This window comes from Candidatus Brocadia sinica JPN1 (genome assembly GCF_000949635.1).
Lineage (GTDB): Bacteria > Planctomycetota > Brocadiia > Brocadiales > Brocadiaceae > Brocadia > Brocadia sinica.
In genome coordinates, this window is record NZ_BAFN01000001.1 from 934,899 (window position 1) to 949,156 (window position 14,258).

Here is a 14,258-nt window from a genome sequence, read left to right on the forward strand (position 1 = left end):
CCTTTACACGCAGCAGGATGGATGCCTTCAGGTTGAATGGGCATTAAGTAAATGTAGCGTATAGCAAGGTGGGAAAGAAATCAACCTTTTCTTCCGTCTTTTCTAAGCAGAATATGCATAAAGAAGCATGGAAGAGACAGCAATGGCAGCTGTTTCAATCCGCAATGTTGAATGACCAATGCTGACGGGTATGCAGCCTGCTTTCTCTGCTATTTCAATTTCACTGGGGGTAAAGCCACCTTCAGGCCCTATGAGACAAATAATCTTTTTACCCGAGGGGTGCTCATTCAAGAGACTCTTTAACGTTTTCGTATGAGGTTTGGTGCATGCAATGAGTGAAAGATCATAGATGTGAGCAGTTTTCATTAAACTATCAAATGTCATTACATCTTCTATTTTGGTAATACAGTTTCGTTTACACTGTTTGGACGCCTCAATGGTGATCTTGTTCCATCTTTCACTCTTTTCTCCGGATTTGTTTTGGATATCGACGACACTTCGTTTGCAGTGGAGGGGGATCAGGGTCTTTACACCCAACTCTGCACATTTTTGAATAAGAAAGGTTACGAGTTTCCCTTTGGGGATAGAAAAGGCGATAGTAATGTCGATACCTGGTTCTCTATCGACAGATTTGGACTCCTCAATGAATACCTTTAATTTATCACTGAAAATTTCGGTAACATGTGCACGGTATTCAAACCCTTTCCCATCAAAAAGGGTAATTTTCGTTCCCGGTTTTGCCCGTTTTACATGCAGGATATGATGGGCTTCATCACCGTTCAGCCAAATTTCATGTGTTGCGGGCGTATGCGGTAGATAGAAACGGTCTTGATGCATTTATATAGTCAAGATATGTCTGGTCAGGCTCCGCTCTCTGGCAAAATTAATTATGGTATGATTAGGGCAAACCTCAATACATTTTCCGCAGGAGGTACATTTGTTATAATCAATCACAGCAAGATTGTTCTGCACGTGAATGGCATCGTATGGACATATCTTCTCGCACTGTTTACAAGCAATACAAGAATCCTGACAAATCTTTTTTGCCACAGCGCCTTTATCAAGGGATTTGCATCGCACGTGTACCATTTTAGATTCTGGCAATATACTGATGATCTTTCTGGGACAAACGGCTGCACACCTTCCACAGCCTGTACACCGCTCCTCAATTACCTTGGGAAGGTTATCTTCCCCCATATACATCGCCTCAAATTTACAGGCCTCTACGCATGTGCCCAAACCCAAACAGCCGTAATCACAACCCAAAAAACCGCCGGCAACAATATTTGCAGCACGGCAATCTTTAATCCCATGATAAACAAATTTATCCTTAACACCTCTCGCATGGCACATTACAACGGAAATAACACGCTCTCTATTTTCAAATTTGACCCCCATAACGTTTGCAACAAGCCTTGCCACATCAGCCTGTCCTACTGTACAACCTGCTACAGGCGCCTTGCCTTCCACTACGGCCTGGGCAAAACCGCTACAGCCTGGTTGACCGCATGCCCCACAATTTGCACCTGGAAGCACTTCATTAATGCTGTCAATGCGAGGATCGACTTTCACTGCAAATTTATCTGAGGCAATGGCAAGACCTATCCCAAAGACCATGCCCAAAATGACTAACGTTATTGCTGCTCCTAAAAGTAAACCCATTTGATCTTCCACCAAAAAATGAATATTTTAAAAATTTTAATTTCATAAAAATTTTTCAATCAAACACATCCTTAGAATCTATTTCTAATCCTTTCAATATTTTAGATTTCACCATTCCTTCTCTTTTTGATTTGTAAAATTCCAAGTATTCACCATTTTCTAAGGTCAAAATCTCAATAATTTTTTCATCGGGAAATATCAACCAATATTCCATTACGCCATATTTTCTATAAATTTCCTTACTTTTTCACCGTATCATAAAAGGCGAATGACGGAGATACTATTTCAACAATACGGTCAGGGACACCTTGAATTGCACTTTTACTTAAATCTTTAAATAATCCGCATATGTCATTCTTTTTCTAGTAGTTACAGCGGCCATCGCATATTCCCTCTTTTTGCTTACGCATGATAAGTTTGCTCGTGAAGCATCCACCCTATGGGTAAAACATAAAATACCTATAATTAGTTCCGCTATGCCATGGTTCCAATCATTCTATGGATTGCTTGTCCTGCAGGTACCATTGGAAAAACATTCTCTGTCGGATCAATCCTAAAATCCATAACGACAGGGCCTTTGGAAGAAAAAGCCTTTTCTATTGTTGGTCGTACTTCTTCTTTTTTCTCTATCAAAAATCCTTTTGTGCCGTAAGCCTCAGCCAACTTGACAAAATCCGGATTACCATTCAACTTAACGCCTGAATACCGTTTATTATAAAATAGTTCCTGCCACTGCCGTACCATTCCCAGATAGCCATTATTCAGGATGACTATCTTCACTGGGATGTTTAAACGAGCGATGGTACTGAGTTCCTGGATATTCATCTGAATACTACCATCACCAGCAATATCCACAACAATTTTGTCCGGGCACCCCAATTGTGCACCAATTGCGGCAGGAAAACCATAACCCATTGTACCCAACCCACCTGAAGACAGGAATGTACGCGGTTTTGTATAGGTAAAAAATTGGGCTGCCCACATTTGATTTTGCCCTACTTCTGTTGTGATGATAACATTCCCCTTACCCGCATCGCATATTTGCTCAATGACATATTGTGGTTTAATAACGTTTTCACCCTCGTTGTACGACAATGGATTTTTTTCCTTCCAGGATTTGATCTTATCAAACCATTCTTTCCTCTCTGCAAAATAAATATGTTTATTGAGTTCTTGTAAAATATTTTTTGCATCACCAACAATGGGGATATCAACTCTGATAGTTTTACTAATGGATGCTGGATCGACATCCACGTGGATAATCTTTGCGCGGGGGGCAAATTCATCAATCTTGCCGGTAACCCGATCGTCAAACCGCGACCCGATAGCTATGAGAAGGTCACACTCAGTCACTGCAAAATTGGCGTATACAGTCCCGTGCATACCCAACATACCCAATGACAACTTGTGGTCTTCCGGAAATCCACCGAGACCCATAAGGGTTGTGGTTACCGGGAGATTCCCCTTTTCCGCCAGTTCAAGCAACTCCTTTGCACTATCAGAAGCAACAATACCACCTCCGGTGTAAACAACAGGCTGCACGGAATTATTGATCTCTTCAGCGGCAATCTTGATTTGGCGAATATTCCCTTCATACCTGGGCTTGTATCCAGGGAGGTCAACTTCTGTTGGTACTATTTCCTCGCACTTTTCCAGGGTAATATCTACGGGAAGGTCAATCAACACCGGACCGCGCCTTCCCGTGTTAGCAATATAAAATGCTTCTTTTACGATTCTGGCAAGGTCCTTAACATCTTTCACCAGATAACTGTGCTTTGTTATAGGACGTGTGATTCCAATAATATCAGCTTCCTGGAAGGCGTCATTTCCAATGAGAAATGTCTTGACCTGCCCTGTTATAGCAACCATAGGCACAGAATCCATATAGGCCGTTGCAATTGCTGTAACTAAGTTTGTCGCTCCGGGACCCGATGTCGCAAGACAAACACCCACCTTGCCGGTAGCCCGTGCATATCCATCCGCGGCATGACCTGCGCCTTGCTCGTGTCTGGTCAAGATGAATTTTATAGGAGACGCATACAATGCATCAAATAGGGGTAGATTTGCACCTCCCGGAATCCCAAAGATATACTCAACCCCTTCCCTAATTAATGAATCCAATAAAATTTGTGAGCCTGTCTTAATCATTGAACTGTCACGCTATGAAAATAGTTATGAATCAATATACAAAACAGTAAACTACAATTAATAGGAACAGCGATACCATCCACGCATCGCCTTTAAAGGTATGTTTTAGGGGAGGCACAAATTTTGATAAACAAGGAAAGAGCCTATTTATTATCAAAAATCCGGCATGAAGCTAACAGGGAAATTGCTATCTATAAAAAGCATATCTTTAGGTATCGCTTTTTTCTGATTCCAAATCCTCAAGATCTTCGAAATCGACATCTTCCATATCTTCATATTTGGGAGGCTTATAACCAGGTCTTTTAGATTTTTCTACTTCTTCCCTATAAGCGGTGAGTACTTTTTCTTGTATCTGTTCTCTACAACGTGAATTTATTGGATGGGCTGTATCTGCATGTAGCTTCAATCTGCCTGCACCTTTGGATGCACGATTCTCATTCAATTTCGTGCCACAATCATTACAGTATTGCGCCATTAAATGATTTTTACCGCCGCATTTTGGACATCTATCCGTGAGTTTTCTGCTAGGCATAGCCACAAATGCCCCTTTGTGTCCTTCGATAACCTTTAGATCCCTTACGACAAAATCGTCATCTATCGTAATACTGCAAAATGCCTGTAATCTGTTTTTCTTAGCTTCTGTTAACTTTACCCTGACTTCAGTAATATTCACGGTTTTCTCCCCCTTCCGTTCACTTAGCATTGTCATTGAAATCATTGGTTACCACAAACACATCGCCAATATCAAGCATCTTTATTTGCTGTTCAATTTCCTTCGAATCTCTTTCCCCCTTACATAAACCATATAAAGCCGAACCGCTTCCCGATAGAAGTATGCCACAAAAATCATACTTTGCCAACGTTTTTTTTATTCTCTCAATGTCTGGATAAAGACGAAAGACTACTTCTTCCAACCGGTTATGTAAACAAGCCCCCAATTTATCCGGACTTCCTGACGATAATGATTGCAGGAGGAAATTAACATCTTTTAAATTTTTTGTCAAGACAATTTTAAAATTTTTATATACCGTTGCGGTGCTTACCTCAAACCTTGGATAAATTATTATGTAATTATACTTTACATTTAAAGGATATGGAGTAACAACCTCTCCCCTCCCTCTGCATATCGCTGTGTCTCCGGAAACAAAAAAGGGGGTATCAGAACCTAATTTTCCAGCAAGTGACATTAATTTTTTTTCATCGTACCCAACCTGCCACACCTTGTTTAACCCAAACAAAGTGGCCACAGCATCACTACTTCCGCCGCCAAGTCCAGCCCCAACCGGTATTCTTTTTTCTAAATATATTTTTACACCCCTAAAAACCCTGGATTCTTCCTGAAAAAGACGGACAGCTTTTAAAACAAGATTATCCGCGCCAACAGGAAGTTTTGGATTCGAACAGGTAAATTCTATATCTCTGCCACGGTTTTCCATATAAATGTAATCGCATAAACTGACCTCCTGCATAACCGTTTCAATTTCGTGATAACCGTCCGGTCGCTTACCCAATATTTCAAGAAACAGGTTAATCTTTGCAGGTGCAGCAATTTTTATTTTCCCTTGTTCTTCCCAGTATTTCATAAAGAATGACCCCGCTTCATGGTGTTTTTAAAAAAAGAGAGCTGTGTATCGCCGTAAATTCGGATATCAAATAATTCTATAGAAAAACCTTCGGAAACCAGCTCAAAATCTGTTTTTCTGTGCTGCAACATTATCAAGCCTTCTGGTTGTATTATTTGCTTACTGCATAAAGACGAAAACAAGATCAAGAGTTTGTCTCTATATGAACTTTTTCCGATAAGAGGATATGGTGGGCTGGCAAATATAAGATCAACTTCAACATTGTTTTTTTCCAGGTATGGGACAATTTCAAACACATCATAACTTAAGACTCGTGCCTTACCTTGGAGCCTGGTCGCTTCGAGATTTTTTTTTATAACCTGAACAGCAGACCAATCGTTTTCTACAAAAACACAGGATTTCGCCCCCCGACTTAACGCCTCTATTCCAATCGCACCGGTGCCAGCATACATATCCAGAGCACGACTTCCTGGAATAACATCCGCAAGGATATTGAATAACGATCCTTTTATTCTATCTGGTATAGGTCTTGTCGAACTTCCTTTTACTGAACTGAGATATATACCTCTTGCACTGCCAGCAATCACACGCACATTCGTAGTTTTTTTATTTTATTTATTGACACTGTTTTTTATCACTAATTGAGTTTTTGGGCAAGATCGCCGCACAAGTTTTCATCACCAATCAACAACTGTCCAAAGTTTTATAAGTCATTAGCCAGCCATATGAAACATGATAAGAATATTTCCCACTCAAGTCAATTCCAAATTCTATATTGACATATGCATATTATATAATTTATAATTTTAGTTCTTAAATGAGAATTTTCGCATTTTGAGAGCGCTATTATAATCTGAGAGAGTCTTTCAACATCTCCATCTTGATCTGAACAAATAGTCTCGTTTTTGATGCCTCAAGGTAAACTCTGCAACCAAATAATCTCAAAAAGAATTTTTAAACAGTATTGTTAAGGCAACGTAATTATGATCAGTAATATTGAAAAAGAATTAACCCCCCTTCGAGAGCGATTACTCCACCTCAGAGACTCTCTTTGACCTGGAGAATAAAGAAAAAGAGCTTTCAATATTAGAAGAACAATTCTCTTCACCAAACTTTTGGGAAAATAAGGATAAGGCACAGCAAACTATCAGAAAATTAAAATCGCTCAAAGGGATTATCTTACCTCTTCATGAATTACAAAAGACACTGGATGATATCGAGTGTTTATCTATGCTTGCGGAAGAGGAGCAAGACGAACAGGCAGAGGCTGAAGTCATCAAAGACATGAAGTCCTTCACCCAAAAGCTCGAAAAATTTGAATTGCGTACAATGCTTGGCGAACCCCACGACCATTGCAGTGCTTACTTAAGTATTTATGCAGGAGCCGGTGGAACTGAGTCATGCGATTGGGTATCTATGTTATTCCGGATGTATAGCCGCTGGATCGAAAGAAGCGGATATACGCTTTCCCTCATTGACGTACTACCTGGTGAAGAAGCTGGAATTAAAAGAATTACCGCACTCATAAAGGGTGACTATGTTTATGGGTATTTAAAATCTGAAATCGGGGTGCATCGCCTGGTACGGATTTCCCCTTTTGATGCAAATGCACGGAGACACACGTCGTTTGCAGCGGTCGATGTACTGCCAGAGATTGAAGAGGAAGAAGAGATTGAAATCAATGAAAATGAATTGCGGGTGGATACCTACCGTGCATCTGGGGCTGGAGGTCAGCATGTAAACAAGACTTCATCGGCCGTTCGTATTACCCATATTCCCACAGGGATAGTTGTACAATGCCAGAGTGAACGTTCACAACACCAGAATCGGCGAATGGCCTTGAGTATGTTAAAGGCAAAAATGTATCAGATAAAAGAAAAAGAAAGAGAGAAAGAACTCTCCGCAGCTTATGATGAGAAGGGAGAAATTGCATGGGGTCATCAAATCCGATCCTATGTACTACAACCCTATTCACTCGTGAAAGATTTACGTACTGATAAAGAAACAGGAAATACACAAGCTGTGCTGGATGGTGAAATTGATGAGTTTATGGAAGCGTATCTAAAATGGAGATTGATAAAAACTCATTAAGCTTTTCGGGATTTTTAGAGTAAGTTCGTAACGTGGGAATCAATACCCACCAAAATCCGACTATGCGAGTCGGTACTACAGTAAACATATTTTTAGGGATAAAGCAAAATTATGATTACGTTAAAAAATGACGACCCAGAAGTATGGCAGGCCATACAAGAGGAATCGGAAAGGCAACAAAATACCATTGACCTGATTGCATCGGAAAACATTTGCAGCCCTGCAGTACAAGAAGCACAGGGTTCTTCCATGACTAATAAATATGCAGAAGGTTATTCAGGAAGACGATGGTATGCCGGTTGTGGACATGTAGATACCGTGGAAACACTGGCAATTGAACGGGCAAAACAAATCTTTGGAGCAGAATATGCCAATGTTCAACCGCATGCAGGTTCACAGGCCAATATGGCTGTTTGCTTTGCAGTGCTCAAACCAGGAGACCGTATTTTAGGTATGGATTTATCCCACGGTGGACACCTTACCCACGGATTTAAAAAGAACTTCTCGGGAATGCTGTATGAAATTACTCATTATGGTGTAAAAAAAGAAACTGGATATATTGATTACGATGAGTTACGTGAGATTGCTCTTAAAACGAAACCCCATATGATCATCGCGGGTGCAAGTGCATACCCAAGGATACTCGACTTCCCCCGATTCAGAAAAATTGCAGATGAGGTTGGAGCATACTTTATGGCTGATATTGCCCATATCGCCGGACTTATCGCCGGAGGTGTGCATCCTAGTCCGGTTCCCTATGCGGATTTTGTTACCACAACAACTCATAAGACACTACGCGGACCTAGAGGGGGTTTGGTCTTATGCAAAGCAAAGTATGCAAAACAGATTGACTCCGTGGTTTTCCCAGGGATACAGGGTGGTCCTTTTATGCACATCATCGCGGCAAAAGCAGTCGCATTTAAAGAGGCGATGACTGAGGAATTCAAGCAATGTCAGCGACAAACGGTAAAAAATGCAAAGACAATGGCTCAGGAATTTGTTAAAAAGGGTTATACCATTGTATCGGGTGGGACAGACAACCATCTTTTCCTGATCGACTTGCGCAACAAGGGTATTACAGGCAAAGAGGCTCAAATATTGTTGGAAACAGTAGACATCATCCTGAACAGAAACACGATTCCTTTTGATGAAAGGGGCGCAAACGAACCAAGCGGCATCCGCATTGGAACACCCACAGTAACTTCAAGAGGTATGAAAGAAGCTGAGGTCATTAAAATAGCAGAGTGTATTGACAAAGTACTTTCGCAACCAAACGACACTAAAGTGAAAGACGTTGTCCGGAAAACGGTGAAAGACCTCTGTTCCGCATACCCATTATATGAGGTAGAGGCATATCAGGTTGCAAAATAGCAATCGGGAAGACACATTTGCACAGTGCAGATCGTTCCCCTGGTTTATTTACGGTTTTTAAGAGGCACTTCAAGGGCTGGAGCAATCCAGCCCTATTTTTTATACCTTCATTGAGAAAATGACTTCAAAATCATTCATGAAAAAAATAACGGTTATTGGCAACGGTGGATGGGGAACTACGCTAGCCATCCTGTTACACAAAAAGGGCTATGCAGTTACCCTGTGGGGCGCCGATGCATCATACGTAAATTGTCTGCTTGAAAAAAAAGAAAACGTCAAATTTTTAAAAGGTATTCCCATTCCGGAAGGAATATCCATAACCTCAGATATCTCAAATAAGTTAATGGACGCAGAACTCATTATATCTGCTACACCTACCCCTTATCTGCGCTCTGTACTCACAAAATTTAAAGGCATCTTCGTTCATGGTATACCGATCGTCAGCGTTACAAAAGGAATTGAAAATGACACACTCATGAGACCCAGCGCGATTATTACAAACGTGCTGGGGGATCATCCCATCTCTTTGCTTCTTGGTCCAAGCCATGCGCAAGAGGTCGCACGTGGATTACCCACAACCGTCGTTGCATCATCAATAGATGGTAATTTGGCACGACTCGTTCAAGAAGTTTTTAGCACGGAGAGGTTCAGGGTCTACACAAACCCGGATATGGTCGGTGTCGAGTTGGGCGCAGCTATGAAAAATGTGATTGCTATAGCCGCAGGTATATGTGACGGCCTGAAATTTGGCGATAATTCGAAGGCCGCCCTTATTTCACGCGGATTGGTAGAAATCAGCCGTCTCGGTATCGCTATGGGATCTCAGAGAAGTACCTTTTCTGGCCTTACAGGACTGGGTGACTTGATAACGACCTGTATTAGTCCCTACGGGAGAAACCGTTGGGTTGGCGAACAGATTGGAAAGGGGAAAAAGCTGCAGGAAATTCTGGAGAAGATGGAACAAATCGCAGAAGGTGTCTGGACCACAAAATCCGTTCTGGCACTTTCCCATAAATTTAAAGTGGAAATGCCCATTACAAAAGAAATTTATAACGTACTCTTTACAGACAAAAATCCTCTTGAGGCAGTGAGTAATCTCATGATGCGTGCTCCCAAGTCCGAGATAGAAGAACTAATCTGAAAACACCCATTTTCTCAAAAGATGCTTCTTTAACAGCCGAAATCTCTACTTGTGTTACTCCCTACAAACGAAAAAGAGGAGGTCAAAAATGAATATCTATGATTATGCAATGCAAATGGAAAAAGATGGTGAAAACTATTACCGTGATTCAGCACGGAAGATCGATAATGCAGGACTTAAGAAGATACTGGGTATCCTGGCAAATGCAGAAGTAAAGCACTACGATATTTTGCAGAAGATGAAAAAAAATGAAAAGGTTCAAATGCCTGATACAGAGATATTATCGAACGTCAAAAATATCTTCGTCAACATGAAAGAAGAAGGAGAGACATCCGGTGTTACTGTATCACAACAAGAATTGTATAAAAAGGCACAGGAAATTGAAAAAAAGAGTCAGATATTTTATTTAGAAAAAGCCGATGAAGTAAATAATCCATCTCAAAAGGAGATCTTTTTAAAGATAGCAGATGAAGAAAAAAAACATTACTTCATATTAGAAAACATACTTGATTTTGTTTCACGTCCGCAAAATTGGCTTGAAAACGCTGAGTGGTATCATCTAGAAGAATATTAGTTTGGTTTATTTACAAAAGCGGTTTACCTATTCTATAATTTGTTTACCATTATCTATCGGATATGACTCGAGATTCCTCCGGGATAATCTCAAGAACGCAGAGTTGAGCGGCGAGCTTTAGCGAGTCCGCTCGAACGCCTGGTTATAGGTTGATTGCAATAGCTTTTTTTGCTTGGTCTTCCAGTAATTTTATTTTTCCCAAAAGTATTGATTGATATTTAGGGTCCGTAACATTATACATTTTTTCAGGAATATTTAGGTATTTGCAGTATAATTTTAGCTGCTTGGTAGACACATCTCCCGCATGAGCAATTAAATGTCTCAAAAATTTACATTCTGTTAAAGGATGAGGAGGAATTGTATTATCTGTGTACTCTGGATATGATGAATTGTCAGGGTAAGCTAATTCGATAATATGAAAATAATATAATATTTGTAGTCTAAATTCATTTTGAAGATCAACTGCCATTGACCATAATCTCAACTGTAGGGGCAACTCATAATTCCATTTTTGTGGCTTTATGTCTTTTGGTAGTTCACCGTGAATTCGGTAGCGCATTTCTAAGCCACAACAAAATCTTTTTTTAATAATTTCTGCTCGTATTTTGACGCAAGTAAGGAAAAAATGCCGATCTAATTCTCTATCAATTAGATATTTGGCATTATCATCTTCATCAACAGGTGTTTCAATATTTACAAAGACGTTTCCATCTTCTTCATATACTTGAAAGGATGATGGAAGTGATTGCTGAAACAATGGTAAATCAATATCGGGCTTTTCTGTCTCAAAGGACAACTTGAATTTCGTTGTGGCCATTTTTTTACCTATAACAACTCGTTCACCGTGCGTGACCGTGTGACGCTTGAATTACGCATCGCCTGACGGCCCGTTCTGGTGCAATAGATGTTAGGTAGGCTTGACGAAGCCTAGCGTTTTGCACGTAAATAATCTGCCGCAAAGCTTGTGAGAAGAATGTCGAGAGCATCCTGCATCGATTTTCTAGTAACATCCCCGAAGATTATTCTCGAATCCCACCACGTTTTGGAAAATATTTCCTCACCTGTGTCTAGCACCTTAACCCATCTAAAAATAGAGAGTTCTAAAAAACAACCCTCTTCAGTAGTGGCGATACTCAGTACAAGCCACGCTGATGATTTTTTGACTTCCGATAGGGTAATTTCTGGGGCTTTGCGGTGCAGCCCCAATTCCACCATGTCTACCCATTCTTTGAGACTATCAATATCTTTCTGAGTACTTGGTTCAATTACTACAGATAAATTTCGAAGCCCTTTCAATCCTTTAATCTTGTGCTCAGCGAAAGCATCTTGGCTGAAGCCTGGCACAGAAAGTATCAAAGATGTTATAGGCAGAATGATAGTTAGGATAACTCTATTCATTATTAAATCCTTTCCTGAGATCATTCGATGGACACCAATACGATGAAGATGATTTGTTTTCCTTAAATCCGAAAGTAACCAGAACCTCGTTAGAAGCTACCTAACTATGTTATTAACAAGTTTTCTTTAATTTGACAAAGATGACAGTGTAAATCAAGGGAAAATTAACATAACTATTGACGTAAAAATTCTCACTCCTATAATTCTAACCCGACTTTCGCAATTCGCACCCCAAAAAGGTCATTTTTGGGTATTTGTCTCCTGGAAACCATTGATTTTACTGGGGTCGATTTCAAAAACGGCTTGTAGTGCCGACCTACCCTCTTGACGACTTCACGGTGGCGTGAGAAAATGTCCGCATGTTTTTACGAGAAAAGACACGGACAAAAGACGGGAAAACCCACCGGTATTGGAGCGTAGTAGAGAACCGTCGGATCAGCGGAGGCAGAGTGGTACAGCGACAAGTGCTCTACCTGGGAGAACTCAATGACAACCAGCGAGCGGGGTGGGTTCGGACGATAGAGGCGGTCGCGGGTGAAAAGCCCACAGCAAGACAAGTGGCATTATTTCCGGACGACCGGGAAGCCTTGCCCATACCGGATTGTGAGACCGTCCAGGTGAGGTTGGACAAAATAGAATTGCGCTGTCCCCGGCAATGGGGAGCAAGTTGGTTGGGATTATATTTGTGGGATATGTTGGAACTGGACATCTTTTGGAGGAGTCGTCTGCCATCAAGCCGGAAGGGGACAAGCTGGCTGAATATGCTCAAGGCGCTTGTCTGTTACTGGCTGATCGATCCGGGAAGCGAATTTCGTTTTCACCGTGAGTGGTATGTGCGTAGCGCAATGGGAGATTTGTTGGGGGAAGATGATTCGCTGGCACAGAAGGATAAGCTGTATCGTTGTTTGGATTTGCTGCTTGAGCACCGCGACGAGCTGTTTGGTTTTTTAAAAGGGCAATGGGGCAAGCTGTTTGGCGCGAAGTATGATGTGCTGCTGTATGATTTGACGAGTACGTATTTCGAGAGTGAACCGCCGGCGGCGGATGCTGTGAGTAAAAAACGTTTTGGGTACAGCCGTGACAAACGTTCGGATTGTGTGCAGGTGGTAGTGGCGTTGGTATTGACGCCGGAAGGGTTTCCCGTCGCCTACGAAGTATATCCCGGTAATACAAGAGACACTGCGACATTAGAGGAGTTTCTGGATCGGATAGAAAAGCGGTATGGGAAATTTCGGCGCACCTGGCTCATGGATAGAGGTATTCCAACGGAGGAGGTGTTGGAAAAGATGCGTGAGCGGGGGATTGATTATTTGGTTGGTACTCCGAAGGGGCATTTGACGCGGGTAGAAAAACCGTTGCTTGAACAGACGTGGATGCAGGCGCGGGAAAGCGTCCGTGTGAAAATTCTTCAGCAAGAGTCGGAGTTTTACGTTTACGTGGAAAGCCAGGACCGGGTGGCCAAGGAACGTTCCATGCGTCGGCGCAGACTCAGACGTTTGTGGGCGGGTTTGCGCGAACTTCGCAATCGAAAGGTCCTCACGCGCGATGATCTGCTCATGCATATTGGCGCGTTAAAGAAAGAAGCCGGACGAGACTTCAGATTGGTCAATATTTCCATTCCCAAACCGCAGGAGCCGGTCAATGAAAATACGTTCCGGTTCAGTTTGGATCGGGAACGCCTGAGGCAGGCGTATCGGCGCGAGGGGCGTTATTTGCTTCGTTCCAACATGCAAGCCACCGCACCAGAAACCGTGTGGGAAAATTATTTACTGTTGACGCGGATTGAACAGGCATTCAAGGATTTAAAGGGATCGCTTTCCATCCGCCCCATATGGCACCAATTGGAAAGGAGGATTGAAGCCCATATTTTTGTCTCCTTTTTGGCATTCTGTCTCCACACGACGCTGCGAAATCTTGCGCGGGGACGAGCCGCAGGGTTGACGTCTGAAGCAATTTTGGAAAAACTATCGAGCATTCAAATGATTGACGTTCATTTACCGACAACGGATGGTCGCCACATTGTCATGAGCCGCTATACACAGCCGGAAAAGGATGTTGTTCTCCTTTTGGCACAATTGGGATTGATGCTTCCTGAACAACCTCCGCCCAAGATTTATGCATCAGGATAGGTCGGTCTGTAGTGCCGACCTTTTTACATGACCCCTTGATTTTCATGGCTTAGCGGTTTGCCTACCCCTCGAATTGCGAAGGTCGGGCTAACTTGTTAGCATTACAAATTGAGTGATATCAAGAAACTGGATAAGTACTCATGCTAAATATCCCCTGCCGA

The 14,258-nt window shown here is 41.9% G+C and carries 14 protein-coding genes; 5 read left to right on the plus strand and 9 right to left on the minus strand.

Going from position 1 to position 14,258, the window contains the following annotated elements; all coding sequences use genetic code 11:
- Nucleotides 1-102: 102 nt before the first annotated feature.
- The 7 genes from BROSI_RS04230 to rsmD form a co-directional block, all read right to left on the minus strand.
- Nucleotides 103-837, minus strand: a complete 735-nt coding sequence (locus tag BROSI_RS04230) for an RsmE family RNA methyltransferase (RefSeq protein WP_052562485.1) — start codon at nucleotides 835-837, stop codon at nucleotides 103-105.
- Complete coding sequence (locus BROSI_RS04235) at nucleotides 838-1,662, minus strand: RnfABCDGE type electron transport complex subunit B (RefSeq protein ID WP_052562486.1); 825 nt, start codon at nucleotides 1,660-1,662, stop codon at nucleotides 838-840. It lies immediately after the preceding gene.
- Between the two features lie 55 nt (nucleotides 1,663-1,717).
- Complete coding sequence (locus tag BROSI_RS18895) at nucleotides 1,718-1,897, minus strand: PDDEXK family nuclease (RefSeq protein WP_261338890.1); 180 nt, start codon at nucleotides 1,895-1,897, stop codon at nucleotides 1,718-1,720.
- A gap of 239 nt (nucleotides 1,898-2,136) precedes the next feature.
- On the minus strand, nucleotides 2,137-3,810 hold the full coding sequence (gene ilvB, locus BROSI_RS04240; protein ID WP_052562487.1) for a biosynthetic-type acetolactate synthase large subunit: 1,674 nt from the start codon (nucleotides 3,808-3,810) through the stop codon (nucleotides 2,137-2,139).
- 208 nt (nucleotides 3,811-4,018) lie between these two features.
- A complete protein-coding gene (locus BROSI_RS04245) occupies nucleotides 4,019-4,483 on the minus strand; it encodes a SpoVG family protein (RefSeq protein ID WP_082059338.1) in 465 nt (154 codons plus the stop codon).
- Between the two features lie 19 nt (nucleotides 4,484-4,502).
- A complete protein-coding gene (ispE, locus tag BROSI_RS04250) occupies nucleotides 4,503-5,393 on the minus strand; it encodes a 4-(cytidine 5'-diphospho)-2-C-methyl-D-erythritol kinase (RefSeq protein WP_052562491.1) in 891 nt (296 codons plus the stop codon).
- The gene (rsmD, locus tag BROSI_RS04255; RefSeq protein WP_052562493.1) at nucleotides 5,390-5,986 is read right to left on the minus strand and encodes a 16S rRNA (guanine(966)-N(2))-methyltransferase RsmD; all 597 of its coding nucleotides are present in this window, start codon (nucleotides 5,984-5,986) and stop codon (nucleotides 5,390-5,392) included. The genes ispE and rsmD overlap by 4 nt, the downstream gene beginning before the upstream one ends.
- A gap of 390 nt (nucleotides 5,987-6,376) precedes the next feature.
- Here rsmD and prfB point away from each other — a divergent pair.
- The 4 genes from prfB (at nucleotide 6,377) to BROSI_RS04275 (ending at nucleotide 10,570) form a co-directional block, all read left to right on the plus strand.
- Nucleotides 6,377-7,484 (plus strand): peptide chain release factor 2 gene (gene prfB, locus BROSI_RS04260; protein WP_102046781.1). Its coding sequence is split into 2 segments (ribosomal slippage): nucleotides 6,377-6,445 and nucleotides 6,447-7,484, totalling 1,107 coding nucleotides; the frame shifts between segments, so codons are not numbered across the junction.
- A gap of 111 nt (nucleotides 7,485-7,595) precedes the next feature.
- Nucleotides 7,596-8,855, plus strand: coding sequence for a serine hydroxymethyltransferase (locus tag BROSI_RS04265; protein WP_052562497.1), 1,260 nt, complete (start codon nucleotides 7,596-7,598; stop codon nucleotides 8,853-8,855).
- Nucleotides 8,856-8,991: 136 nt separating this feature from the next.
- Entirely contained in the window at nucleotides 8,992-9,996 is a 1,005-nt protein-coding gene (locus tag BROSI_RS04270) for an NAD(P)H-dependent glycerol-3-phosphate dehydrogenase (RefSeq protein WP_230400642.1), read from the plus strand.
- An 88-nt stretch (nucleotides 9,997-10,084) separates the two neighbouring features.
- A complete protein-coding gene (locus BROSI_RS04275) occupies nucleotides 10,085-10,570 on the plus strand; it encodes a ferritin-like domain-containing protein (protein ID WP_052562500.1) in 486 nt (161 codons plus the stop codon).
- A 142-nt stretch (nucleotides 10,571-10,712) separates the two neighbouring features.
- Here the strand turns inward: BROSI_RS04275 and BROSI_RS04280 are convergent, their stop codons facing one another.
- Complete coding sequence (locus BROSI_RS04280; protein WP_052562503.1) at nucleotides 10,713-11,387, minus strand: hypothetical protein; 675 nt, start codon at nucleotides 11,385-11,387, stop codon at nucleotides 10,713-10,715.
- Between the two features lie 110 nt (nucleotides 11,388-11,497).
- Complete coding sequence (locus BROSI_RS04285; protein ID WP_157842375.1) at nucleotides 11,498-11,968, minus strand: hypothetical protein; 471 nt, start codon at nucleotides 11,966-11,968, stop codon at nucleotides 11,498-11,500.
- Nucleotides 11,969-12,327: 359 nt separating this feature from the next.
- Between BROSI_RS04285 and BROSI_RS04290 the strand changes: the two genes are divergently transcribed.
- Entirely contained in the window at nucleotides 12,328-14,097 is a 1,770-nt protein-coding gene (locus BROSI_RS04290) for an IS1634 family transposase (protein WP_052562506.1), read from the plus strand.
- Nucleotides 14,098-14,258 lie beyond the last annotated feature (161 nt).